This window comes from Nocardiopsis sp. Huas11, from assembly GCF_003634495.1.
GTDB lineage: Bacteria > Actinomycetota > Actinomycetes > Streptosporangiales > Streptosporangiaceae > Nocardiopsis.
This window is the reverse complement of the sequence record NZ_RBKY01000001.1, coordinates 730,251-753,426: the sequence shown is the minus strand read 5'-3', so window position 1 is coordinate 753,426 and position 23,176 is coordinate 730,251. Positions and strand designations below refer to the sequence as shown.

At 74.0% G+C, this 23,176-nt stretch carries 22 protein-coding genes; 13 read left to right on the top strand and 9 right to left on the bottom strand.

Annotation, left to right across the window (positions count from 1 at the left end; all coding sequences use genetic code 11):
- Positions 1–97 precede the first annotated feature (97 nt).
- A complete protein-coding gene (locus DFP74_RS03290) occupies positions 98–499 on the bottom strand; it encodes a hypothetical protein (RefSeq protein WP_121180340.1) in 402 nt (133 codons plus the stop codon).
- A gap of 344 nt (positions 500–843) precedes the next feature.
- On the opposite strand from DFP74_RS03290, the gene DFP74_RS03285 reads away from it, so the two are divergent.
- On the top strand, positions 844–1,515 hold the full coding sequence (locus DFP74_RS03285; protein WP_121180339.1) for a lytic polysaccharide monooxygenase: 672 nt from the start codon (positions 844–846) through the stop codon (positions 1,513–1,515).
- Positions 1,516–1,598: 83 nt separating this feature from the next.
- Here DFP74_RS03285 and DFP74_RS03280 read toward each other — a convergent pair whose 3' ends face one another.
- Positions 1,599–2,003, bottom strand: a complete 405-nt coding sequence (locus DFP74_RS03280; protein ID WP_121180338.1) for a MerR family transcriptional regulator — start codon at positions 2,001–2,003, stop codon at positions 1,599–1,601.
- Positions 2,004–2,096: 93 nt separating this feature from the next.
- Positions 2,097–2,462 (bottom strand): VOC family protein, encoded by a 366-nt coding sequence (locus tag DFP74_RS03275; protein ID WP_121180337.1) that lies wholly within the window; start codon positions 2,460–2,462, stop codon positions 2,097–2,099.
- A 210-nt stretch (positions 2,463–2,672) separates the two neighbouring features.
- Here DFP74_RS03275 and DFP74_RS03270 point away from each other — a divergent pair, with 210 nt between their 5' ends.
- Both DFP74_RS03270 and DFP74_RS03265 read left to right on the top strand, forming a co-directional pair.
- Positions 2,673–3,257 (top strand): TetR/AcrR family transcriptional regulator, encoded by a 585-nt coding sequence (locus tag DFP74_RS03270; protein ID WP_121188004.1) that lies wholly within the window; start codon positions 2,673–2,675, stop codon positions 3,255–3,257.
- Positions 3,258–3,368: 111 nt separating this feature from the next.
- Positions 3,369–5,033: a hypothetical protein gene (locus tag DFP74_RS03265; RefSeq protein WP_121180336.1), complete on the top strand. Its 1,665-nt coding sequence runs from the start codon at positions 3,369–3,371 to the stop codon at positions 5,031–5,033.
- 18 nt (positions 5,034–5,051) lie between these two features.
- On the opposite strand, the gene DFP74_RS03260 is transcribed toward DFP74_RS03265, so the two are convergent.
- Complete coding sequence (locus DFP74_RS03260; protein ID WP_121180335.1) at positions 5,052–6,101, bottom strand: aldo/keto reductase; 1,050 nt, start codon at positions 6,099–6,101, stop codon at positions 5,052–5,054.
- Between the two features lie 187 nt (positions 6,102–6,288).
- Here DFP74_RS03260 and DFP74_RS03255 point away from each other — a divergent pair, with 187 nt between their 5' ends.
- The 5 genes from DFP74_RS03255 to argG all read left to right on the top strand — a co-directional run bounded on the left by DFP74_RS03255 (position 6,289) and on the right by argG (position 11,204).
- A complete protein-coding gene (locus tag DFP74_RS03255) occupies positions 6,289–6,924 on the top strand; it encodes a class I SAM-dependent methyltransferase (protein WP_121180334.1) in 636 nt (211 codons plus the stop codon).
- Between the two features lie 140 nt (positions 6,925–7,064).
- Positions 7,065–8,246 carry an alcohol dehydrogenase catalytic domain-containing protein gene (locus DFP74_RS03250; protein ID WP_121180333.1) on the top strand — a complete coding sequence of 394 codons (1,182 nt, stop codon included), beginning with the start codon at positions 7,065–7,067 and terminating at the stop codon, positions 8,244–8,246.
- 46 nt (positions 8,247–8,292) lie between these two features.
- Complete coding sequence (locus DFP74_RS03245; RefSeq protein WP_147453818.1) at positions 8,293–8,637, top strand: hypothetical protein; 345 nt, start codon at positions 8,293–8,295, stop codon at positions 8,635–8,637.
- Positions 8,638–8,650: 13 nt separating this feature from the next.
- Entirely contained in the window at positions 8,651–9,667 is a 1,017-nt protein-coding gene (locus DFP74_RS03240; RefSeq protein ID WP_121180331.1) for a DNA topoisomerase IB, read from the top strand.
- 82 nt (positions 9,668–9,749) lie between these two features.
- Entirely contained in the window at positions 9,750–11,204 is a 1,455-nt protein-coding gene (argG, locus tag DFP74_RS03235; protein ID WP_121180330.1) for an argininosuccinate synthase, read from the top strand.
- A gap of 171 nt (positions 11,205–11,375) precedes the next feature.
- Here argG and DFP74_RS03225 read toward each other — a convergent pair whose 3' ends face one another.
- Positions 11,376–12,020, bottom strand: a complete 645-nt coding sequence (locus DFP74_RS03225) for a response regulator transcription factor (protein WP_121180329.1) — start codon at positions 12,018–12,020, stop codon at positions 11,376–11,378.
- Complete coding sequence (locus tag DFP74_RS03220; RefSeq protein WP_121180328.1) at positions 12,008–13,324, bottom strand: sensor histidine kinase; 1,317 nt, start codon at positions 13,322–13,324, stop codon at positions 12,008–12,010. The genes DFP74_RS03225 and DFP74_RS03220 overlap by 13 nt, the downstream gene beginning before the upstream one ends.
- A gap of 170 nt (positions 13,325–13,494) precedes the next feature.
- Between DFP74_RS03220 and DFP74_RS03215 the strand changes: the two genes are divergently transcribed.
- Positions 13,495–14,349, top strand: coding sequence for an ABC transporter ATP-binding protein (locus DFP74_RS03215; protein ID WP_370013333.1), 855 nt, complete (start codon positions 13,495–13,497; stop codon positions 14,347–14,349).
- Positions 14,346–16,883, top strand: a complete 2,538-nt coding sequence (locus DFP74_RS03210; RefSeq protein WP_121180326.1) for an FtsX-like permease family protein — start codon at positions 14,346–14,348, stop codon at positions 16,881–16,883. The genes DFP74_RS03215 and DFP74_RS03210 overlap by 4 nt, the downstream gene beginning before the upstream one ends.
- 172 nt (positions 16,884–17,055) lie before the next feature.
- On the opposite strand, the gene DFP74_RS03205 is transcribed toward DFP74_RS03210, so the two are convergent.
- From DFP74_RS03205 to DFP74_RS03195, 3 genes are all read right to left on the bottom strand, one after another.
- Positions 17,056–18,168 carry a DUF11 domain-containing protein gene (locus DFP74_RS03205; RefSeq protein ID WP_121180325.1) on the bottom strand — a complete coding sequence of 371 codons (1,113 nt, stop codon included), beginning with the start codon at positions 18,166–18,168 and terminating at the stop codon, positions 17,056–17,058.
- A gap of 142 nt (positions 18,169–18,310) precedes the next feature.
- Positions 18,311–18,673: a hypothetical protein gene (locus DFP74_RS03200; RefSeq protein ID WP_121180324.1), complete on the bottom strand. Its 363-nt coding sequence runs from the start codon at positions 18,671–18,673 to the stop codon at positions 18,311–18,313.
- A 525-nt stretch (positions 18,674–19,198) separates the two neighbouring features.
- Positions 19,199–20,215 carry a LacI family DNA-binding transcriptional regulator gene (locus tag DFP74_RS03195; protein ID WP_121180323.1) on the bottom strand — a complete coding sequence of 339 codons (1,017 nt, stop codon included), beginning with the start codon at positions 20,213–20,215 and terminating at the stop codon, positions 19,199–19,201.
- 111 nt (positions 20,216–20,326) lie between these two features.
- Between DFP74_RS03195 and DFP74_RS03190 the strand changes: the two genes are divergently transcribed.
- The 3 genes from DFP74_RS03190 to DFP74_RS03180 are packed head-to-tail and all read left to right on the top strand — an operon-like array spanning position 20,327 to position 23,098.
- Positions 20,327–21,469: a Gfo/Idh/MocA family protein gene (locus tag DFP74_RS03190; protein ID WP_121188003.1), complete on the top strand. Its 1,143-nt coding sequence runs from the start codon at positions 20,327–20,329 to the stop codon at positions 21,467–21,469.
- Positions 21,462–22,367, top strand: coding sequence for a PmoA family protein (locus DFP74_RS03185; protein WP_121180322.1), 906 nt, complete (start codon positions 21,462–21,464; stop codon positions 22,365–22,367). The genes DFP74_RS03190 and DFP74_RS03185 overlap by 8 nt, the downstream gene beginning before the upstream one ends.
- Complete coding sequence (locus DFP74_RS03180; protein ID WP_121180321.1) at positions 22,364–23,098, top strand: cupin domain-containing protein; 735 nt, start codon at positions 22,364–22,366, stop codon at positions 23,096–23,098. The genes DFP74_RS03185 and DFP74_RS03180 overlap by 4 nt, the downstream gene beginning before the upstream one ends.
- Positions 23,099–23,176: the final 78 nt, after the last annotated feature.

Genomic DNA, 23,176 nt, shown 5'->3' with positions numbered 1-23,176 from the left:
ACAGTAGCTCCCGATTTGTTGAGTGTAAATACTAAATCACGAACTCGTGTCCGGCCGTGTCTCTCGCGCCGCCGCTCCCGCGCACTTTACTCCCAGGTCAACGGAGGAATTGGGCGTTTTCGACAAAGCCGATCGAACGCCAGGCGATGGGCACCAGGAGTGCCACCGCGCCGGCGGCGACCCAGAATGGCGCCAGCGGCGACGAACAGGCCGAACCCGAGGTGGACAGGCCCAGGTGCCGCTGCGCGTAGACGACCCAGACCGAGAGCGCCCCCACCCCGGTCGGGTTCGTGACCAGGATGCGGCCGCACGGGGTCCGCAGCGAGGGCGTCGACCACACGAAGCCCAGGCCGCGGGCGCTCTCCGTGCGCAGCCGTTCGGGCCGGCCGTTCCCGGGGCGCGGGGCCTCCAGCGGGGTCATGCGGGCGATCACCGCCGCCGACAACAGGAAGGCGAGGGCGTCGAAGCCGAACGGCGGGGTCCACTCCGCCGCGAACATCAGCGCGCCCAGGGTCTCCCCGGCGCCCAGGGCGAACTCGGCCAGCTAGGCCGCCCACAGTCGCACGTCGCACGTCGCACGTCGCACGTCGCGCACGTCGGACGTCGCCCGTGGCCACGGCGATCGTGTGCAGGGCGAGGGACCGCGCCGCGCGCGGTGTGGGCGGCCAGGAACATCGAGCGGCGCGGCCGGCGGTCGACCAGGGCGCCCGAGGCCAGCGAGAAGAGCGAGTGGCGAAGGGAATTCTCACTGTTGGTTTGAGTGGATGTGACGCGGGTAACTACCGCTGCGGGAGCGCTCCCAATCGGCTCGGCTGCTACAAGCCGAGACGTTTGGAGAACGTGATGCACACCAAGAACGACACGGCAGGACACCCCCGCTGGGCGACCCGCGCGCTCGTCCTGGCCTCGGTGCCCCTGCTCGGACTGACCGCCCTGGCCGCGCCCGCTTCGGCGCACGGCTCGATCGTCGACCCGGCCAGCCGCAACTACGGCTGCTGGGACCGCTGGGGTGCCGACCACCAGAACCCGGACATGGCACAGGAAGACCCCATGTGCTGGCAGGCGTGGCAGGACAACCCCAACGCCATGTGGAACTGGAACGGCCTCTTCCGTGAGAACGTCGCCGGCGACCACCGGGGCGCCATCCCCGACGGCACGCTGTGCAGCGGCGGCAACACCGAGGGCGGGCGCTACGACTCGCTGGACGCCGTGGGCGAGTGGAAGACCACGCCCGTGGACGACGACTTCACGGTCCACCTGTACGACCAGGCCAGCCACGGCGCGGACTACTTCCAGATCTACGTCACCGAGGAGGGGTTCGACCCCGCCACTCAGGAGCTCAGCTGGGACGACCTCGAACTGGTCGAGGTGACGGGGTCCTACGCCCCGGCCAACGACATCCTCGTGGACGTCAGCACGACGGGCCGGACCGGGCACCACGTCGTGTTCACGATCTGGCAGGCCTCCCACCTGGACCAGAGCTACTACCTGTGCAGTGACGTCGACTTCGGCTGAGCCGCGTTCGGCCCAGGCGCGTCACCCCTGAACGCCGGCCGGGTATCCGCCCCTCCTCCAGGCGGACGCCCGGCCGGTCGCCCTCAGTCGTCGGCGTGGTGGGCGCGCTTGCGGCGCAGCCGCTCGGCGAACTCCTCGGCCATCTCCAGCTGGCGGCGCAGGGCCGAGCAGCGCTCGGCGAGGTCGGCCTCGACGGCGTCCAACCGCTCGCTCAGCGCGGCGCGCTCGTCCTCACCGGTGGTGGCCGAGCCCAGCCGGTCGATGCTCTCCAGCAGCTCGCGGGTCTGCTCCAGGCTGAACCCGAGCGGCTTCATCCGCTTGATGAGCTGCAGGCGGTCCACGTCCGACTCCGTGTACAGACGGAACCCGCCGCGAGAGCGCGCGGAGGGCTCCACCAGGGCGACCTCGCCGTAGTAGCGGATGGTGCGCAGGGAGAGTCCCGTGCGCTCGGCGACCTCGCCGATCCGCATGTGGTGCGCCTCCGGCACGGCGGGCCTCCTCGTGTTCGTGCGTTCTCCCCACACGTTAGACGCGTTCCCGAGCGCCCCGGACCAGGGGTGTGCCGCGCCCCGGCCGGTGTGTCAGCGGTCGGTGACCACCATGCGGTTGCCCTCGCTGTCGCGGAACTCGGCGAAGGTGGTGCCGGGTTCCCACGGCGCCTGCTGGGGCTCGCTCACGATCTCCACGTTCTGCTCGCGCAGCTTCTCGACCGTGCCCTGGACGTCGTCGTCGACCAGTACCAGGACGGGGTCGGCGGAGGGCTCTTCGTTCTCGCGCGCCAGGAAGTGCAGGTGGGACTCGGCGCCGGGGAAGGCGAGCTCGACCCACCGCCATCCGTCCTCGCCCATGGGGGCGTCGGCGGCGACGGTGCAGCCGAGGGCGCGGGTGTAGAAGGCGATGGCCCGGTCCTGGTCGAAGACGGGCAGTTCGGCGAACTTGACGCGCATGGCGGGCTCCTCGGCTCGTGGCGGACGTCCTGGAATGGAACTGGACCGTCCAGTACTGTTCTGTGTGTCAAACTAGACCGTCCAGTACTACTGGGTCAAGCATCCGGGCCCTCGTGCCCGAACCGCAGCCACGCCGAGGGAGTGAGAGTGAACCTGCCGGACCACGCCGCGGGAACGACGCGTTCGGCGCGCAAGCGCCGGGCGATCCTGATGGCGGCGCAGGGGGTCTTCCTCGACCGCGGCTACCTCGGCACCAACATGGACGAGATCGCCGCGCTGTCCGGGGCCTCCAAGCAGACCGTCTACAAGCACTTCGGGAGCAAGGAGGCGCTCTTCGTCGAGATCGTGCAGACCATGACCGCCGAGGCGGGCGACGCCGTGCACCAGCGGATCGCCGAACCCGAGCGGCCCGAGGACCTGGCCCCCTTCCTGCGCGAGTACGCCCTGCGCCAGCTCACGGTCGTCCTCACCCCCGACCTCATGCGGCTGCGGCGGCTGGTGATCGGCGAGGTGAGCCGGTTCCCGGACCTGGCCCGGGCCCTGTACGACGGGGGACCGCGGCGCGCGATGGCCGCGATGGCCGCGCTCTTCGCCCGCCTGTCGGAGCGGGGCCTGCTCAGCGCGGCCGACCCGGACACGGCCGCCGCCCACTTCAACTGGCTCGTGATGTCCGCGCCGGTCAACGACGCCATGCTGCTGGGCGACGACGCCATCCCGGGCGAGGCGGAGCTGCGCCGCCACGCCACCGAGGGCGTGCGCGTGTTCCTGGCCGCCTACGGTCCCGGCGGCGGCTGAGCGGGCCGGCCCGGGCCGGGGCGCGGGTCCGTCGGTCCCCGCGTGTACCTTCGCCTGCGACCGTGCCCGCGCCCGTGCCCCTGGCCCCGCCCCGACCCGAAGGCAGCGACCGTGAAGTTCGACAGTTCCGTCACCATCGAGGACCTGCCCCCGCTGGACACCCTGTGGACCCGCGCCGCCGTCGCGGCCGCCCTGGAGGCCGGCACCGGAAAGTACGCCCTGCACGCACCGGAGGACGGGCGGATCCTCTTCGACGACGGCGGCGGCAACTCCTGGCGCCTGCTGTGCCTGGAGGGCGGCAAGGGGCTCCTCATCGGTTTCGACCACGAGTGCGACGAGCACATCGAGGACCCGGCCGTCGACGTGTTCGCCGACGCCCCCGCGTGGCTGCCGTGGGAGTGGGCGCTGGACCTGGAGGCGCGCGGACCCATCGGCTTCGTCTACTGGTGGGACGGCACGAGGTGGGCGCGTACGCCCTATCCCGAGTACCTGACCAGTGACGGCATCGGCTGGATGCTGCCCCCGCTGCTCACCGAGGACGGCTTTCGCGTATGGCTCACCGGTGCTCTGGAACGCGGCGCCGACCACCGCGGGACCGGTGGGGCCGCCGAGGCCGTTCTGCGCGACCGCCTTCCCGGGCTGCTGCGCACCGCCGCGGCGGGGGAGTGGACCCGCGCCACGCTCGACTCGGTCCTGGGGGCGCTGGGCGAGGGCGTGGACACCGACCCGGACGAGGCGGAGCGGGCCGCTCGGGAGCTGGGCCTGATGTCGGGCACCGTCCGACCGGCCATGGCCCAGGGCACGGTGAAGCCGGTGCGCCCCGACTTCGCGTCCCACGGCGTCGGCCTGCTCGGCGACCTCATGCGGCACGAGACGGAGATCCCCGGGCGCCCCGAGCCCGCCCCGGGACCGGAGCTGCGGGCACTGGTCGACTGGGCGCGCGCCCACCGGCTCGACGGGAACGGGCGCGCCGTGCTCGTCCACGACGCGGTCCGGGCCGCGTGGTTCGTGGTGCCCCGGGAGCGGGAGCTGTCACGGGAGGACGCCCTGTGGCGGGCCCTGCACGAGGCGGAGACCGATCCCGTCCACGGGGGATGGCTGTTCCTGCGCTTGGAGGTCACCGAGGACGGCCACACCGTGCAACGCGCCTACGACCACTGGCCGGAGTGGTTCACCGAGCACACCAGCGGCCCCGACCTGATCACCGCGGGCTACTCCTTCACCCTGTGGCTGCGGGAACGCGACCGGGCGTGGCTGCCCTCCTGGGCCGACGACAGGCGTCGGCGGGCCGCCGCGTCGTCGCTCCCACCGGGCACGGCCGAACCCGGCGGTCCCGCTCCGAGCTACCCCTGGAGGCGCTTCACTCCGGAGGAGGCCGAGGCGCACCTGGACCGGCTCCTCGGAGTGCTCACCGAGACCGTCACCGGCCCTTGGTCGAGCCTCCGTCTCACGGGCGAGATGCTGTTGGAGGTGTCCGGTGTCCTTCTGCGCGCCGTGCGCCCCGACGGGACGGAGGAACGCGTGACCGCCCCCGCGAAGGCGAGGCAGCTGCTGTCCGCCCTGCGCTCGGGGACCTACGAGCGCGGGACCGGTGCGTGGTACCGGGTCGAGATCGCCTTCCACCGCGACGGCGTCCGGGAGGTCGCCTACGACCACGAGGGCGAACCCGCCTTCGGCCGGCGGGTCGGCGACGCGCCCTACCGCGTGGACTTCCGGTACTTCCCGCGCGTGGCCGATCGCGTCCCCGACTGGATGCGCCCGCGGATCGGCCTGTGACCCGGCCCGCGGCGCGCACTACCGGGTCGAGGCCGTGGCGCCCCACCAGATGTTGACGTCGGAGTCGACCGCCCAGCGGTCGATGGCGCGCAGCTCCTCCTCGGTGAAGCCCGGCGCGTCCACCGCCGCCAGGTTCTGCTCCAGCTGCTCCACGCTGGAGGCGCCGATCAGCGCCGTGGTGACCGTGCGCGGACCCTGGTCGCGCAGCACCCACGCGATCGCCATCTGCGCGAGGGTCTGGCCGCGTTCGGCGGCGATCCCGTTGAGCGCCCGGACCCTGTCCAGGACGTCCTCGGAGAGCATGTTCTCGCGCCAGCTGGGCCGGCCCACGCCGGCGCGGGAGTCGCGGGGCACCGAACCGTCCAGGTAGCGGGAGGTCAGCAGGCCCTGGGCCAGGGGGGAGAACGCGACCACGCCCATGCCCTCCTCGGCGGCCGCCGCCAGCAGGCCGTCCTCGACCCAGCGGTTGAGCATCGAGTACGAGGGCTGGTGGACGACCAGGGGTGTGCCCAGGTCGCGCATGATCGCCGCCGCCCGGCGGGTCGCCTCGGGAGCGTAGGAGGAGATCCCGGCGTACATGGCCCGGCCGGAGACCACGGCGTGGTGCAGGGCCAGCATGGTCTCCTCCAGCGGGGTGTCCGGGTCGGGCCGGTGGCTGTAGAAGATGTCGACGTGGTCCAGGCCCATGCGGGCCAGGGAGCGGTCGAGCGAGGACAGCAGGTACTTGCGCGACCCGCCCTGCTGGTGCGGGCCCGGCCCCATCACCCATCCGGCCTTGGTGGTGATGACCATCTCGTCGCGGTAGGGGCGAAGGTCCAGGTCCAGGATCCGGCCGAAGGCGGTCTCGGCGGAGCCCTTGGGCGGTCCGTAGTTGTTGGCCAGGTCGAAGTGGAACACGCCCAGGTCGAAGGCGCGGCGCAGGATCGCGCGCTGCCCCTCCAGGCTCCGGTCCTCGCCGAAGTTCTGCCACAGTCCCAGCGACAGGCGCGGCAGCCGCAGCCCGCTCCTGCCGCACGCCCGGTACTCCAGTGACTCGTACCGGTCCTCACGCGCCACGTGTGCGTCCATGGTCGGCGTCCCCTTCCGTGCTGCCCACCCGTCGTCGGGGCGCCGCGGCCCCCGGCGATTGTGCCAGAGCGCGCGCGGCGCGCGGGCCGCCGGCCCGAGGGTCGGTCCGACACCGCTCGAGCCTTGTTTACTCCGGAGTGCACATGTAGTTTTGTTCATGGCGGAGTAAACAACGAGAGGGGGCGCCATGGGCGCCGACGGTGTGCGGCACCCGCTGTTCGCCCGCTTCTACACGCGTGTGGGCGGCGCCATGGACGAGGGCGGCCTGGAAGGGCACCGCGCCGCCCTGCTCGGCGCCCTCCACGGCGACGTGGCGGAGGTGGGCTGCGGCCACGGACTCAACTTCCAGCACTACCCCCGGGCGGTCACCTCGGTGACGGCGGTGGAACCCGAGCCGTACCTGCGCCGGGCCGCACGGGAACGCGCCGAGCGCGTCGAGGCTCCGATCACCGTCGTCGACGGGCTCGCCGACGCCCTGCCGCTCGCCGACGCCTCGGTCGACGCGGTGGTGGTCACACTCGTGCTGTGCTCCGTGCCCGACCAGGCCCGCGCACTGCGCGAGGCCCGCCGCGTGCTCCGGCCCGGTGGCCGGCTGTGCTTCCTCGAACACGTGCGCGCCCCCACCCCGGGCCTGCGGCGGGTCCAGCGCCTCCTGGACGCCACGATCGGGCCGCGCCTGCTCGGCGGGTGCCACAGCGGGCGCGACACCCTGGCCGCGATCGCGTCGGCCGGATTCACCCCGGGCCCCGTCGAACGCTTCCTCTTCCCCGCCGCCCGCACCCCCGTCTCCTTCCATGTGCGCGGCGAGGCACGGCCCTCCTGAGCCGCGCGGGACCCATGTGTTCCCGCGCGCCCATCCGGGTAGTGGGGGCGCACGGGCGCCCGCGACCGCCCGGTTCCCCGCGATCGGGGCCCGGCGACGCGGAGTTCGGCGCCCGTCAGCCGAGCCGGCGAGGGGGGACCATGAAGGCGGTGGTGTGGCACGGGACGCGCGACGTGCGGACCGAGGAGGTGCCCGATCCGCGCCTGGAACAGCCCGGGGACGTGCTCCTGCGCGTCACGAGTTCGGGCCTGTGCGGGTCCGACCTGCACCTGTACGAGGTGCTCGCGCCGTTCATGAGCCAGGGCGACATCCTGGGCCACGAGCCCATGGGCGTGGTCGAGGAGACCGGTGCGGGCGTCACCTCGCTCCGGCGCGGAGACCGGGTGGTCGTCCCGTTCCAGATCTCCTGCGGACGGTGCGCCATGTGCGAGGCGGGGCTGCAGACCCAGTGCGAGACCACCCGGGTCGAGGAGCAGGGCATGGGGGCGCGGATCTACGGCTACAGCTCGCTGTACGGGTCGGTTCCCGGTGCGCAGGCCGAGTACCTGCGCGTGCCCCGGGCCGACGACAACGCCCTGAAGGTGCCCGACGAGGGGCCCGACGACAGGTACGTCTACCTCTCCGACGTCCTGCCGACCGCGTGGCAGGCGGTGCGGTACGCGGACGTGCCCGAGGGGGGCTCCGTGGCCGTGCTGGGACTCGGGCCGATCGGTGACATGTGCTGCCGGGTCGCGCTGCACCTGGGAGCGGAGCAGGTGTTCGGCGTGGACCCGGTCCCCGAGCGCCGTGCGCGCGCCCAGGCCAGGGGAGCGCAGGTGTTCGACTCCTCCGGCTCCGAGGATCCGATCGAGATGATCCGGGAGCGCACCGGCGGGCGCGGCCCCGACGCGGTCATCGACGCCGTCGGGATGGAGGCGGACGGCCACGGCCCGGTCCGCCTGGCACAGAAGGTCGTGAACATGCTGCCCAAGGGGGCGGCAGCCTCACTGATGGAGAGCGCGGGGGTGGACCGGCTCTCCGCGCTCTACACGGCCGTCGACCTGGTCCGGCGTGGAGGGACCGTCTCGCTCGTCGGCGTGTACGGCGGTATGGCCGACCCGCTGCCGATGATGACGCTCTTCGACAAGCAGATCCAGCTGCGCATGGGACAGGCCAACGTGCGGCACTGGGCGCCGGAGATCCTGCCGTTGCTGGACGGGTCCGACCCGCTCGGGGTCGAGGACTTCGCCACCCACCACCTGGGGCTGGACGAGGCCGCGCACGCCTACTCGATGTTCCAGAAGAAGGAGGAGGGCGCGGTCAAGGTGCTCTTCCGCCCCTGACCGTGCTCCACCGCGCGTACAGGACCGCAACCGGATGGGGGAGGACATGAGCGAGAACACTCCGGAGAGGCCGGAGGACCCGATCAACCCGGACGAGGCGGACTGGGAGGAGGCGGGACTTCCCGCGCAGGAGGACGCCACCGAGGACACCGCGCTGCCGACCGACCGCGAGGGCCCGGCCCCCATGGGCGGTACGGCCGACCCCTACGCCTCCGAGGGCGGGCGTTCGCTGGACGACGCCCTGGCCGAGGAGGTGCCGGAGCCGCCCGAGGCCGGCGGCAGTGCCGCGCCGACCGAGGAGGAGGGCCTCGGGCAGGACCGCGGGGAGCGCAGGAGCGCCCACGGGGCGGAGGAGCAGGCCGTGCACGAGCGGTCCGAGGAGAGTCTCTAGGGAGGGCTCCGCGATGCGGCGCAGCGACCCCGACTCCGCCGGGATCACCCGGGTCCGGCGGGGTCGGGGCTTTCGCTACTACGGCCCCGACGGCGCTCCGGTCACCGATCCGGAGGAGCTCGAGCGGATCCGGGAGCTCGTCGTTCCCCCGGCCTGGCGGCGGGTGTGGATCTGTCCCGAGCGCGAAGGCCACATCCAGGCCCGCGGCACGGACGACGAGGGGCGCCTGCAGTACGTGTACCACCCGCAGTGGCGACGGCGGCGGGACAGGGAGAAGTTCGAGGACGCCCTCGCCTTCGCCGAGCGGCTGCCCCGGATCAGGGTCGCGGTCGCCGGGCACCTGGACCGGCCCGGGCTGGGGCGCGAGCGCGTCCTGGCGACGGCGCTGCGGCTGGTCGACCTGGGGCTGCTCCGGGCGGGGGGTGAGGCCTACGCGGCCTGCAACGAGTCCTACGGGGCCGCCAGCCTGCTGCGCGAACACGTGCGCCGCACGCACGGGACCGTGGTGGTGGAGTTCCCGGGCAAGTCCGGGCGGTACTGGCGGTTCACCTGTGCCGACCCCGGCGTCCACCGGGCGGTCGCGGGACTGCAGCGCGTGCGCTCAGCGGGGCAGGGGCTGTTCGCCTACCGGGACGGCGAGCGGTGGCGCGACGTGCGCAGCGAGGACCTCAACGCCTATCTGAGCGAGGTCGCCGGGGCGGACCACACGGTCAAGGAGTTCCGTACGTGGCACGCCACGGTGCTGGCGGCGGTCGGCGTGGCGGTCGCCGGTCCGGTCGAGGACCCGAGGGCCCGCGCGCGGCTGTGGACGCACGTGGCCGGCGAGGTGGCCGCCTACCTCGGCAACTCCGAGGCGGTGGCCCGGGAGTCCTACATCGACCCTCGGGTCTTTCGCCTGCACGAGCGCGGGGTGACGGTCGCGTCCTCGCTTCCGGCGCTGGGATGCGAGGCCGCTCCGGGTGAGCCCGCCACCCGGGGGCGTGTGGAGCGGGCGGTGGGGCGCATGCTCCGCGAGCACCGCGACGCCTGAGCGAGGCGGGGCGCGTGCCGCGTGCGCCGGGGCTCCCACGTCCGATTTGAATGTTCATTCATCTTCGTGCATACTTATTTCCATGTCCAAGGTACTCACCTCTCTGCCCGTCGGTGAACGTGTCGGGATCGCCTTCTCCGGAGGCCTCGACACCTCCGTGGCGGTCGCGTGGATGCGCGAGAAGGGCGCCGTCCCCTGCACCTACACGGCCGACATCGGCCAGTACGACGAACCCGACATCGCCTCGGTGCCCGGTCGCGCCAACGACTACGGCGCGGAACTCGCCCGGCTGGTCGACGGTCGGGCGGCCCTGGTCGAGGAGGGGCTCGCGGCACTGGCCTGCGGCGCGTTCCACATCCGCTCCGGCGGTCGCACCTACTTCAACACCACCCCGCTGGGCCGCGCCGTCACCGGCACCCTGCTCGTGCGAGCGATGCTCGAGGACGGGGTGCAGATCTGGGGCGACGGCTCCACCTTCAAGGGCAACGACATCGAGCGGTTCTACCGCTACGGGCTGCTCGCCAACCCCTCCCTGCGCATCTACAAGCCCTGGCTCGACGCCGACTTCGTGCACGAGCTCGGCGGCCGCAAGGAGATGTCGGAGTGGCTGACCGAGCGCGGCCTGCCCTACCGGGACAGCGCGGAGAAGGCCTACTCCACCGACGCCAACATCTGGGGCGCCACGCACGAGGCCAAGGCCCTGGAGCACCTCGACACCGGCATCGAGATCGTCGACCCGATCATGGGCGTGCGGTTCTGGGACCCCGAGGTCGAGATCGCCGCCGAGGACGTCACCATCGGCTTCGAGCAGGGCCGCCCGGTGACCATCAACGGCAAGACCTTCGACTCGGCCGTCGACCTGGTCCTGGAGGCCAACTCCATCGGCGGACGCCACGGCCTGGGCATGTCCGACCAGATCGAGAACCGCGTCATCGAGGCCAAGAGCCGCGGGATCTACGAGGCCCCGGGCATGGCCCTGCTGCACACCGCCTACGAGCGGCTGGTCAACGCGGTCCACAACGAGGACACCGTCGCGGCCTACCACAGCGAGGGCCGCCGCCTGGGACGGCTGATGTACGAGGGCCGCTGGCTGGAGCCCCAGGCCCTGATGGTGCGCGAGTCCCTGCAGCGCTGGGTCGGCACGGCGATCACCGGCGAGGTGACGCTGCGCCTGCGGCGCGGCGAGGACTACTCGATCCTGGACACGACCGGACCGGCGTTCAGCTACCACCCGGACAAGCTGTCCATGGAGCGGACCGAGGACTCCGCGTTCGGCCCGGTCGACCGCATCGGCCAGCTGACCATGCGCAACCTGGACATCGCCGACTCCCGCGCCAAGCTGGAGGAGTACTCCAGGCTCGGCATGGTGGGCGCCGCCGACTCCCACCCGACGACGATCGGCGCGGCCCAGGCCGCTTCGACCGGCCTGATCGGCGCGATGCCCGAGGGCGGCGCCGAGGCGATCGCCTCGCGCGGCCAGGGCTCCGACGACGCGGACCTGCTGGACGCCGCCGCGATCGACGCCGGCAACGACTAGGCGCGCGCGCTGTTCGCGTGAGCACTCCCGCCGACGCCCCGCCCGGACTCCGGACGGGGCGTCGGCCGTTCCGCCCAGGGCGCTCACCGCCAGGGCCCCGACGTCGCGCAGGGCGGCGAATTCACCGTGGCTGCGCACGAAGCCGGCCAGGGCGACGCCGGCCGGGCCGGATCACTGACCCAGGTAGGCCAGGACCGCCAGGACCCGCCGGTTGTCCTGCGAGGCCACCGGCAGGTCGAGCTTGGTGAAGATGCCGCTGATGTTCTTGGCCACCGCCGCCTCGCTGAGCACCAGGGCCTGGGCGATGGCGGCGTTGGACCGGCCCTGCGCCATCAGGTCCAGGACCTCCCGCTCGCGCGGGCTCAACCGGTCCAGCACCGACCGGTTGCGCTGCCGGCCCAGCAGCCGGCGCACCACCTCCGGGTCGATGACCGTGCCGCGCGAGGCGACCCGTTCGAGGGCGTCGATCAGTTCGTCGACGTCGCCGACCCGGTCCTTGAGCAGGTAGCCGACACCGGAGTCGGCGCTCTCCAGGAGTTCGGCCGCCGCGCCGCGCACCACGTACTGGGACAGCACGAGGATGCCCGTGCCGGGGTGCGAGCGGGTCAGCCGCAGGGCCGCCCGGAGGCCGTCGTCGCTGTGGTCCGGGGGCATGCGCACGTCGGTCACGGCGACGTCCGGCTCGTGCTCGGCGACCGCGCGCTCCAGGGACGGGGCGTCGGCCACCGCCGCCACCACCTCGTGTCCGACCATGGTGATCAGCTGCACCAGCCCCTCACGGAGCAGCGCCGAGTCCTCGGCGATCACGACGCGCACGGGATCTCCACCTCCACCACGGTCGGGCCGCCCGGCGGACTGCTCAGGCGCACCAGGCCCTCCAGCGCCGCGGCGCGGTCGGCGAGCCCGGTCAGCCCGGTGCCCGCGCGCGGATCGGCGCCGCCGACACCGTCGTCGCCCACCCGCAGCAGGACGCGCCCGCGCGGCCCGGTGCTCGTCCTGAGGTAGAGGGTGATCTCGGTGGGCCGGGCGTGGCGCACGGCGTTGGCGAGGGCCTCGGCGGCGCAGAAGTAGGCGGTCGAGGCCACCGCCGGCGGCACGGGCGCGGCGCCCTCGGCGTCGAGGGAGGCCGGGACCGGGCAGGCGTCGGCCAGTTCCTCCAGGGCGGCCGCCAGCCCGCGCTCGTCCAGGACGGCCGGATGGATGCCGTGCACCAGGTCGCGGAGTTCGGACAGGGTGAGCCGGGCGTCCTCGTAGGCCTGGTCGACCAGGGCCCGGGCCTGTCCCGGGTCGGCCTCGAACCGGGACCGCGCCATGCCGAGCCGCATGATGACGGAGGTCAGGCGCTGCTGGGCGCCGTCGTGCAGGTCGCGTTCGATTCTGCGGCGCTCGGAGGTGAAGGCGTCCACGATCCTGGACCGCGAGCGGACCACCTCGCCCAGGCGGTCGTCCAGTTCCTCCTCCCGGTCGGCGGTGACCATCAGCCGGGCGAGCCGTGCCCGGCCGGCGGCCAGGGCCATGGCGAGGTAGGCCGAGACCGGCAGGGCCAGCAGTCCGAGGGCGAGGTCGGCGGCCCAGGGCATCGCGGGCAGCAGCCGGGTTCCGGCCAGTGCGGCCACCTCCGCGGGTTCGAGCGCGTCGGTGGCCCTGAGCAGGGGAGCGGCCAGGAGGGAGAGGGGGACCGCCACCAGCAGGGTGACGGCCACGGCCTCCGCCAGCGCCAGCGGCAGGAGCAGGAGGCCGTAGGCGAGCTCGCGCCAGGTCGCGGTCTCGTGCAGCCGTGCCCGCACCCAGGCGGGGGAGCCGAGCGCACCGGGCGAGGGGGCGTGCGGCGAGGGCGCCGGAGCCGACCCCATCAGCCGGAGCCGCCGGCGCTCCACCGCGCCCAGCGGCAGTCCGGACAGCAGGAGGAGCGGCCAGCACAGCAGGACCCAGGCGAGGGCCACCGGTGCCGACGTGGCCAGATAGGCCAGCGCCCGCCAGGGCCAGGCCGAGGCCAGGACCAGGAACGGCCGCCGCGCCGCGGCACGCCAGAAGCCCTCGCCGCCCGGGGGCGGCACGGAGGGGGCCGCCTGGTCGGCGGCGGGGCGAGCGGGGCCGCGATCACGCGCAAGAGTCGGCATCGAGCGTGATCCTACTCAGGTGCGCAACGTCGACCGGGGAGGTGGAGTTTTCTCTACTCGACCTCTCCACCCAGGGCCAGTGCCGTGCGTCCGCGCCTTTGTTTGACTTCTCGACGAGTCCGCGTCGGAACCGCCGACGCCGTCGAACCAGGGGAAGCGAGTTGAGGACCGTGGGCGCACACGAGGACGCCGGGCCGGGGAGCGAGGACTGCGCCGCTCCCGCGGCCCTGCGGGTCCGCGGGCTGAACCGGACCTACACGCGCGGCGCCCGCCCGTCGCCCACCACCGCCCGACGGCCGCCGCGCGAAGGTGCGGGCCACCCTCGACGGACGCCTCCGGCGCACGATCCCCTCCATGTGTACGCGCTGCGGGACGTGGACGCGGTCTTCCCCCGAGGCGGGTTCACCGCGGTCATGGGCCCGTCCGGATCCGGCAAGAGCACGCTCCTGCACTGCGCGGCGGGCCTGGAACGCCCCGACTCCGGGACGGTGGAGGTCCAGGGCCGCGACATCACGCGGCTCACCGAACGAGAGCTCACCCGACTGCGGTCGCACGCCTTCGGCTTCGTGTTCCAGTCCTTCCACCTGCTCCCCGCGCTGACCGCGCAGGAGAACATCACCCTCGGCCAGCGCCTGTCCGGGCAGCGTCCGGACCGGGCCTGGCTGGACGAACTCGTGCGCTCCCTGGGACTGGAGGGGCGGTTGGGGCACCGACCCGCCCAGCTGTCCGGCGGACAGCAGCAGCGGGTGGCCGTGGCGCGTGCCCTGCTGCACCGGCCGAGCGTGGTGTTCGCCGACGAACCGACCGGCAACCTCGACTCCCGGTCCGGGGAGCGGGTGCTGACGGCGCTGCGGGGCGCCGCGTCCGAGCACGGCCGCACCGTCGTCATGGTCACCCACGACCCGGTGGCCGCGGCGCGGGCGGACCGGGTGCTGTTCCTGCGCGACGGCCGGATCGAGGGCGCGCTCGACCGCCCCCGGCCGGACACCGTGCTGCGGTGGATCGAACGCCTGGAGGGAGTGTGATCGCCCTCGTCCTGCGCGGTGCGGCCGAACGGGCGGGCGCCCTGGCCGTGTCGGTCCTGACCGTGGCGCTGGGCGCGGGACTGGCCGTGGCCGCCCTGAGCCTGCAGGCCGCCGCCGACCGGGTGGCCGATGAGGGCACCGGCGCCGCGTGGCGGCTGGAGGGGGCGCCGGTCGTGGTGGTGGCCAGGCCCGACCGTGTGGAGCCGACCACGACCCCCTCGGGGGAGCCGCCCAGGCTCGACCCCGCCACCGTGGCGGCTCTGGGCGAGGTCCCCGGCGTGGACGCCCTCACGCCGGCGGCCCCCTTCCCCGCCTACGTCGTGACCGGCGAGCGCACGTTCGGCGATCAGCGCTACCGCTCCTGGGGGCACTCCTGGGACCTCGCCGAGACCGAGCGGCTCACCCTGGAGCGGGGACGGCCGCCACGGTCCGAGGGCGAGGTCGTGCTCGACTCCCGTACCGCCGCCGAGGCGGGGGTGGCGCCCGGCGACCGGACCCGGGTCCTCACCGCGGAGGGGATGGCCGACGCCGTCGTCACCGGGGTCGTGGGAGCGGGGACCGGCGAGGCGGGGACCGGCGGCGGGCGCGACCGGGCGGTCTTCTTCGCACCGGAGGCGGCCGCCGCGGCGGGCGGGGACGCCGTGCTGGCGGCGGTCCGGCCCGTGGAGGGGACCGACCCCGACGCCCTGGCCGAGGTGATCGGCGCCGAGCTGCCCCAGGTCAGGGTGCTCACCGGCGCGGCGCGGAGCGAGGCGCTCCAGGTGGACCGGACCGAGCGGGAGCTGGCCTCCGGCATGGGCCGCGTCCTGGGCACCGTGTCCGGACTGCTGCTGGCGCTGGCCGCGGTCATGGTCGCCAACCAGTCCGCGATGACGGTCCGCCGACGGGCGCGGGAGTTCGCGCTGTTGCGCCTGATCGGGGCCGCGCCCGGGCAGGTGCGGCGGCTCGTGGCCGGCGAGGCCCTGATCCTGGGCTGTGTCGCCGCCGTCCTGGCCTGTGCGACGGGGGCGGTGCTCACGGTCGCGCTGGCCGCGTTCTTCGACGCCATGGGCGGGCTCCCGGACGGCTTCGACCCGGGGCTGGAACCGTCGGCGGCGGTCACCGGGGCGGTCCTGGCCCTGGCGGTTCCGGTCCTGGCCGGCTGGTCGGCCGTGCGCGGTGCGGGCCGGACCGCGCCGATCGAGGCCGTGCGCACGGCCCAGGTGCCCGACACCGCCCCGTCACGGGCGCGCGCCGCCGCGGGGGTGCTCTCCCTCGGCGTGGCCGCGGCGGCACTGGCCGCGTCGTGGGCCATGGCGGGGAGCCAGGGGGCGGTCGTGGCGGCCTTCACGGCCGCACCCGTGCTGGTCCTGGCGGGCGCCCTCCTCGCACCCGCGCTGTGCGCGGGCGCGCCGGCCCTGCTCCGCCCGCTCACCCGCCGCGGCGCGGTGGCCTTCCTGACCGTCGGTGAGGCCCGCGCGCACACGCGCCGCGTGGCCGGCGTCCTGACCCCCCTCGCGGTGACGATGGGGATCGCGTGCCTGCTGCTCTTCCAGGGGGCGACGGTCTCCCGGGCGCAGGCACACTCCTACGGGGAGCGGCTGGCCGCCGACCTGGTCGTCTCCGGCGCCGAGGGCGTGGGCCTGCCGGAGAGCGCGGTCGACGCCGCCCGCGCCGTCCCCGGCGTGGCCGCGGTCGGCGGCTTCCGGCAGACCGTCACGTTCGGCTCCGGAGCGACCCTGCCGACCCACCTCGTGGACCCGGCGACCGTGCCTGACCTGTACCGGCTCGAAGCCGTGCGCGGCGCGTGGACGGACTTCGACGCGGGCGGGGTCGCCGTGAACGCCGCCACCGCGCAGCGGGAGGGATGGCGGCACGGCGACGACATCACCCTGACCGGGCCCGACGGGGACCCGGTCCCGGCCCGCGTGGCCGTGCTGTACCGCGCCGGACTCGACTTCCCCGAGGTGCTGCTGCCGCGCGCGGACCTGGCGCCCAGGATGCTGGACGCGATGGACGCCGCCGTCTACGTCGCCCTCGAACCCGGCGCGGACCCCGCGGACGTGGCGCGGCACCTGGAGCGGGAGGTCGACGCGGGGCCCGCGCTGCTGGTCGCCGACCGCGCCGGGCACGTGGCCGCGATGGCGGACCGGGCCGAGGAGGACGGCTGGATCACCACGTTCATGGTGGCCCTGGTGGCGGGGTTCGCGGGGATCGCGGCGGTGAACACGCTCGTCGTCTCCGTCGCGGCCCGCTCCCGGACCTTCGCCCTCCTGCGGCTGGTGGGGGCCTCCCGGCGCCAGGTCGTGGGCGTGGTCGTGGCGGAGGCGCTGACGGTGTCCCTGGCGGGGGTGGTCCTGGGCGGCGTGGCCGCGCTGGTCGGGCTCGCCGCCGTCGGCCACGCCCTCACCGGGGACACCGTGGTCCCGGCGGTGCCCATGGGCGGATTCCTGGGCGTGGCCGCGACGGTGGTGGCCCTCGGCCTGGTCGCGAGCCTGGTCCCGATGATCGCGGCGCTGCGTGCCCGGCCGCTGCGCGCCGCGGCCGACGGGTGATGGGGCCCGCCGAGGTCCGAGTCCGGTGCCCGGGAGCGCGGCCGGACGCGGTGGCGCCCCTGGTCCCGGCCCCCGGTTCCGCGTGTCCAGGGGCCGAGGCGCGATGGTCGAACCGCGTCCAGGGGCGGGTGCCCGGTGTCGCGGCCCCGCCGGGGCCGCGACACCGGGCGGGTCAGGGCCGGCGGCGGGCCAGCACGAAGGCGGACAGTCCGGACCCGACCAGGACCAGGGCGGCCACGACGAGGCCGACCAGCGGTGCTCCGGTCATGGGGAGCCCGCCGCCCTTGCCCGCGGGATCACGGTCGTAGCCCCCGGTGGGATCGGTGGGAACGATGGGCGGCTCGTCGGTCGGGCTCCCGGTCGGGGTGGGATCGGGGCTCGCGGTGGGGTCCCCGGTCGGCTTCGGGCTCGGGCTCTCGGTCGGAGAGGGGCCGGGTGTGGGCCCGGGCGTCGGGTTCGGGTCGTCGTCGATCACCGTCTCCGCGCAGGACTCGTTGTTGCCCGTCTCGGTCTCGCGGCTGCCGGTGTAGACCGTGGCGCAGTTGTCGATCGACGTCCCCTCGGGCAGGTCGGACCCGGCCTCGACGACGATGACGAGTTCCACCTCCTGCCCGGGCGCGAGGGTCCCGAGGGCGCAGGTGATGGTGAGGCCGCTCGGCGGGCACTCCTCGGGCAGGTCGGTGATCGTCACGAGATTGCCGTCGGTGGGGTCCTGGACCGTCACGTCCACGGCGTCCGAGGGGCCGCGGTCGGTCACCACGACCGTGTAGGTGATCTCGCCGCCGGGCCGGACGGTCGGCGTCGCGGTCTTGGTGATCTCCACATCGGTCTGAGTCTGGGCGATGGTGATGAGCTGCGTGGACGCGTCCGCCACCCCCGCCGTGGAGGAGGACGCCTCGGCCCGGTCGGTGATGTTGTCGCCGTCGGACAGGGAGGGGTCGACCTCCACCGGGATCGTGTACGACACCGACGACCCGGCGTCGACCGTCACCCCCTCTCCGCCGCACACCACCGTCGAACCGGTGCCCTGGCAGTCGGCCGGCAGGGCACCGGCGGTGATCCCGTTCCCCAGGGTGTCGGTGACGACCACGTCCTCGGCCGCCTCGTCACCGGCGTTGGTCACGGTCACGGTGTACTCCGCCGACCCGCCGATCACCAGCGGATCGGGTTCGACGGTCTTGGACACCTGGAGGACGGGCGCGATCTGCGCGACCCGCCCGTCCTGTGGCGGACTCGGCGCCGTCGACGCCAGTACCGAGAGCACCGCCACCGCCGCTCCGAACATCCCTCTGGACACTGTCGATGCCACTGGCCGCACGCCGCCCCTCCGGAGTTTCACCTGGTCAGATCACCACCAAGATCAACACGTCGAGGGCTCGGAGGGGCGGATGGACACGGCGTCACCACCGAATCCGGTGGAGGACGGGTCAACCGGTCCCGAGGGCCGCCTCGACCGCTTCGATGTGCCGCTCGGCGGCCTCGTCCGGGGTGATCTCACCGAAGATCAGCTCGTCGTGGATCACCTGCACGGTGTCGACGGCCTCACCCGCGCCGACCGGCCAGGGCGGGTTGCCGTCCACGACCGCGTCCTCCAGTTCCATCGTGAACGAGGTCACCTGTGCCTCCGGCCCCTCACGGCCGTCGACGACGTGCTCGCGCACCTCCAGGTTGGCGGGCACGCCGAGTTCGTTGCCCACCAGCTCCCCGACGCCCGGGTCGTTGACCAGGTGGTCGACGAAGCGCGCCGCCTCCTCGGGGTGCTCGGTCTCGTTGGAGACGGAGTAGAACATCGACGGCTTGAAGTACGTCCCGGTCCGTTCGAACCCGGTCTCCCCGGGGAAGCGCGGCCCGGGGGAGGCCGCGCCGTTGGGCGGCGGTGCGCTCGCCCCGGCACGCCGACGGACCCGGGGGCGCGCGGCCGGAGCGGCCGGCGGGCCGGGGACGACGGAATCGGGGCTGACGTGGCTGGAGCCGTGCTCGCGACGCGGCGGCGGAGAGCGCGCCGCGCGGAGGCGGCCGTGCCGTTCCCGACGGCGGTGCGAAGGCGCCGGTGGCGCGTTCGACCGCGGTGGCGGGGTCGCCTGCTTCAAGCAGGCGGGCAAGCACGGGGGAGGGGACGGTGGACACGTGAAACAGCCGCAGAAAGCTCGGTAAGCGTTATCCCGCTCCCGAGGAGTCCTGTTTCCAGCACCCGACCGCCGGACGCGTCAACGGTGGGTACCGCCGCGAACACGGGGCGCCCGGACCGGCCGCCCCCCGTTCAGATCCAGGGCCGACCCCCGCGCCGCCTCAGGAGCCGCACCCGATCGCGCAGGTCATCCCCGGGGGGCGGGACCGGTGGACTCGCGCCAGATGATCCGGTTCAGGGGCTCCTCCGCGCTCTGCGGCTCGGTCCCGCGGACCACGGCGACCAGCCGTTCCATGGCCCTGGCCCCCAACCGCTCCCGGTCCACGTCGACGGTGGTGAGCGCCGGCGACAGGTAGGCGCCCACCGGGTTGTTGTCCCACCCGGTCACGCTGAGGTCGCCGGGCACGCTCCAGCCCCGGTCCAGGGCTCCGCGCACCACCCCCGCCGCGACCACGTCGTTGCCCGCGATGACGGCGGTGACGCCGCTGTCGGCCGCCAGCGCGCGCACGGCCTCGCGGCCGGAGTCGGCCGACCAGTCGCCGTCGACCACGCCGTGGGACTCCAGGCCGAGGCGTTCGACGGTCGCCAGGTAGGTGCGCTTGCGCTCCCGGGCCGAGGCGAAGCCCAGGGACCCCGAGACGTGCAGGAAGCGCCGGTGGCCGGACTCCGCCAGGCCTTCGACCAGGTCGGCGACGACCGATCCGTCGGCCAGGCCGCCGATGCCGCGCATGTCGTCGTCGAAGTCGGCGGAGACGACCACGGGCGCGCCGTCGGCGGGTGGCCGGTCTCCCCCGGGGGTGAGCGGCGCCAGGGCCAGGACGCCCTCGACCTGCCCGGACCCGGCGAGTTCGAGCGTGCGCTCGGTCCGGTCCTCGGGTCCGCCGTCCACGCTCAGCACCTCGACCACGAATCCGGCGGCGTGGCCGGTGGCGATGGCTCCGGCGAGCATCCGGTCCGGGCTGAAGGTGCTCACGCTGGGCAGCAGGATCGCCAGGCGCCCGGTGCGCCGCGTGCGCATCGACCGCGCGATGAGGTTGGGGCGGTAGTCCAGCTCCCTGATCGCGGCGTCCACCCGCTCGCGGGTCGACTCCTTGAGCCCTCCGTCGAAGCGGAGGTAGCGGGAGACGGTCTGGTGCGAGACCCCCGCGACGCGGGCGACCTCCTTGAGCGTCGGCCGCCGCCGCGGCGTGTCGGACGTGGCCATCGGACCTGCTCTCTTGCACGGGGGCACTCTTGACATCGCATGTGAACGATCACTATCTTAGGCCGCGCCGCAGATAGTGAACGTTCACTTTGTCGACCTCCAGGGGTGTCCGTGTCAGATTCCAGTCCCCCCGTCCGGGTGGCCCTCGTCGGCAGCGGCGGCATCGCCCGCGGCGTCCACCTCCCGGCGCTCGCCGACATGGGCGACCGGGTCGAGGTCGCCGCCCTGGTCGACGTGGACCAAGCCCGCATGGCGCAGACCGCGGACGAGTGGCGCGTGCCGGGCCGCTACACCGACCTGCACGCCATGCTCACCGCCGAGTCGCCCGACCTCGTCGTCGTGTGCACACCGCCCGTCGCCCACAAGGACGCCGTCATCGCGAGCCTGGACGCCGGCGCCTGGGTGTGGTGCGAGAAGCCGCCCGCCCTCTCCCTGGCCGAGTACGACGAGGTCGCCGGACACGAGGGCGGCGACCGGGGCCCCTTCGCGAGCTACGTCTTCCAGCACCGGTTCGGCTCCGGCGCCGAACGACTGCGCCACCACCTGGCCGAGGGCACGCTCGGCCGCCCGCTCGTGGGCGTGTGCAACACCCTCTGGTACCGCGACGCGGCCTACTTCGAGGTGCCCTGGCGCGGCCGGTGGGAGACCGAGGGCGGCGGCCCGAGCATGGGGCACGGCATCCACCAGATGGACCTCATGCTCTCGCTGCTCGGCGACTGGACCGAGGTCACGGCGGTGATGTCCACGTCCGCGCGGGCCACCGAGACCGAGGACGTGTCCATGGCGATCGTGCGCCTGGCCTGCGGCGCGACGGTCTCCATGACCAACAGCCTCCTCTCGCCCAGGGAGACCAGCTACCTGCGCTTCGACTTCGAGCACGCCACGGTCGAGCTGGAGCACCTCTACGGCTACGACAACGCGCACTGGCGCTGGACACCGGCGCCGCACGTGGACGATGCCTCCGCCGCGGTCGCGGCCTGGCGGCCGGAGCGGGACGTGCCGAGCTCGCACCGGGCCCAGCTCGCGGCCCTGCTGGAGGCCATGGAACGCGGCGAGCGGCCCCGCGCGAGCGGACACGACGGACGCCGCGCGCTCGAACTCGTCGCCGGGATGTACCGGTCGGCGATCCTCGGCGAGACGGTGCGGCGCCGGGACCTGACCCCCGACAGCGGCTTCTACCGCGCCATGCACGGGGGCGACCCGCGCGCGGCGGCGTCCGCGCTCACCCGAACGGAGACCAGCACCAGTGTCTGACCGGATCACCCTGACCAGGAACGACGACGAGCTCACCGTGACCGCGGGCGGCACCGACATCGCCCGCTACGTCCTGCGGCCCGACGCCCCGGCCGTCGAGGCCCCCAAACCCTTCCTCCACCCGCTGCGCACGCTCAGCGGGGCGCCCCTGACCGCCGAGCGGCCGTGGGACCACCGCTGGCACAAGGGCCTGCAGATGACCTGGTCCCACGTGTCCGGGCAGAACTTCTGGGGCGGCCCCACCTACGTGCACGGCCAGGACTACGTGTGGCTCGACAACGTCGGGTCCATCCGACACGAGCGCTTCGAGACCGTGGAGGAGCACGAGGACGAGGTCGTCCTCACCGAGGACCTCACCTGGCTGACCTCCGAGGGCGAGCGGTGGATGACCGAGGTCCGCACGCACCGGTTCCACTCCGTCGACCGGGAGCGCGGCCTGTGGGCCCTGGACTTCGCCACCGCGCTGACCAACGTGCGCGGCAGCGAGCTCGAACTGGGCAGCCCCACCACCGCCGGCCGCCCCGCCGCCGGCTACACCGGGCTGTTCTGGCGCGGCCCGCGCGCGTGGACCGGGGGCGACGTGGTCAGCTCGGCCGGGCGCCGCGGCAACGACGTCATGGGCACGCGGGCGGACTGGATCGCCTTCAGTGGACAGCACGACGAGATCGACGGCGGCGCGACCATCCTCGCCTTCGCCGGTACGACCACCGGCGCCGTGCCGATCAGCTGGTTCGTGCGCTCGGAGCCCTTCCCGGTGTTCAGCCCCTCGCCGTCCTTCGACCGGACGCTCACCCTCACACCGGGCGACGTGCTCGCCCTGCGCCACCGGCTGGTGTTCGTCGACCACAGATGCGGCGCCGAGGAGATCGGGGCCCTGGCGAAGGAGTACACGCCATGAGCACACCGCGCTTTCCCGGCGGGACCGCCGTCAGCGGCCTGCGGGTCTACGACTGGGAGGCGGCCGACGGCCTGCACGGGGGCACGCCCCACATGCACACGGCGTCGACGGAGGCCTACGTGGTCTCCGCGGGCAGCGGGCAGGTGCACACCGTCACCGCCGAGGGGACGGCGGTGACCGACCTGTCCGCCGGCACCGTCCTGTGGTTCGGTCCGGGCACGGTCCACCGCCTGGTCAACCACGGCGGTCTGGAACTCACCGTGGTCATGCAGAACGCCGGGCTCCCGGAGGCGGGCGACGCGGTGTTCACCTTCCCGCGCGAGGTGCTGGTGGACCGGCAGGCCTACGACGCGGCCGCCGGGCTCGACCCGGACGCCTCGGAGGAGGAGCTCGGCCGCCAGACCAGGGCGCGTCGCGACCTCGCCATGGAGGGCTACCTCGCCCTCGTGGCCGAGGTCCAGGAGCACGGTCAGGAGGCCCTGCGGGAGTTCCACCGGCTCGCGGCGCGGGTGGTCCGCCCTCGGATCCAGGAGTGGCGGCGGATCTGGCACGAGGGCGTGGAACGGGAGCTGGAGCTGACCCGTGACCAGCTCGCCGCGCTGGAGCGGGGCGATCCCGGCCTCATGCACGACGCGGCTCTGGTGCGGGCCGAACCGAACCCGGGGCCGAGGCGTTTCGGTATGTGCGGACGGCTGCTCACCTGGCGGGCGCCGGCCGACGGCCGGACCTGACGGCGCCGCCGGCGGCCCCGGGGAGCCTCAGCCCCGAAGCCGCCGGAGGTCGAGCCGGCCTCACCTGCCGGTGTCAAC

Bases quoted from the DNA above. Each gene is read 5' to 3' on its own strand.
- DFP74_RS03240 (WP_121180331.1), top strand. From the start codon at position 8,651: ATGCGGCGCAGCGACCCCGACTCCGCCGGGATCACCCGGGTCCGGCGG.
- DFP74_RS03250 (WP_121180333.1), top strand. From the start codon at position 7,065: ATGAAGGCGGTGGTGTGGCACGGGACGCGCGACGTGCGGACCGAGGAG.
- DFP74_RS03220 (WP_121180328.1), bottom strand. From the start codon at position 13,324: ATGCCGACTCTTGCGCGTGATCGCGGCCCCGCTCGCCCCGCCGCCGAC.
- DFP74_RS03195 (WP_121180323.1), bottom strand. From the start codon at position 20,215: ATGGCCACGTCCGACACGCCGCGGCGGCGGCCGACGCTCAAGGAGGTC.
- DFP74_RS03290 (WP_121180340.1), bottom strand. From the start codon at position 499: ATGTTCGCGGCGGAGTGGACCCCGCCGTTCGGCTTCGACGCCCTCGCC.
- argG (WP_121180330.1), top strand. From the start codon at position 9,750: ATGTCCAAGGTACTCACCTCTCTGCCCGTCGGTGAACGTGTCGGGATC.
- DFP74_RS03205 (WP_121180325.1), bottom strand. From the start codon at position 18,168: ATGTTCGGAGCGGCGGTGGCGGTGCTCTCGGTACTGGCGTCGACGGCG.
- DFP74_RS03255 (WP_121180334.1), top strand. From the start codon at position 6,289: ATGGGCGCCGACGGTGTGCGGCACCCGCTGTTCGCCCGCTTCTACACG.
- DFP74_RS03200 (WP_121180324.1), bottom strand. From the start codon at position 18,673: ATGTTCTACTCCGTCTCCAACGAGACCGAGCACCCCGAGGAGGCGGCG.
- DFP74_RS03285 (WP_121180339.1), top strand. From the start codon at position 844: ATGCACACCAAGAACGACACGGCAGGACACCCCCGCTGGGCGACCCGC.
- DFP74_RS03260 (WP_121180335.1), bottom strand. From the start codon at position 6,101: ATGGACGCACACGTGGCGCGTGAGGACCGGTACGAGTCACTGGAGTAC.
- DFP74_RS03270 (WP_121188004.1), top strand. From the start codon at position 2,673: ATGGCGGCGCAGGGGGTCTTCCTCGACCGCGGCTACCTCGGCACCAAC.
- DFP74_RS03180 (WP_121180321.1), top strand. From the start codon at position 22,364: ATGAGCACACCGCGCTTTCCCGGCGGGACCGCCGTCAGCGGCCTGCGG.
- DFP74_RS03275 (WP_121180337.1), bottom strand. From the start codon at position 2,462: ATGCGCGTCAAGTTCGCCGAACTGCCCGTCTTCGACCAGGACCGGGCC.
- DFP74_RS03245 (WP_147453818.1), top strand. From the start codon at position 8,293: ATGAGCGAGAACACTCCGGAGAGGCCGGAGGACCCGATCAACCCGGAC.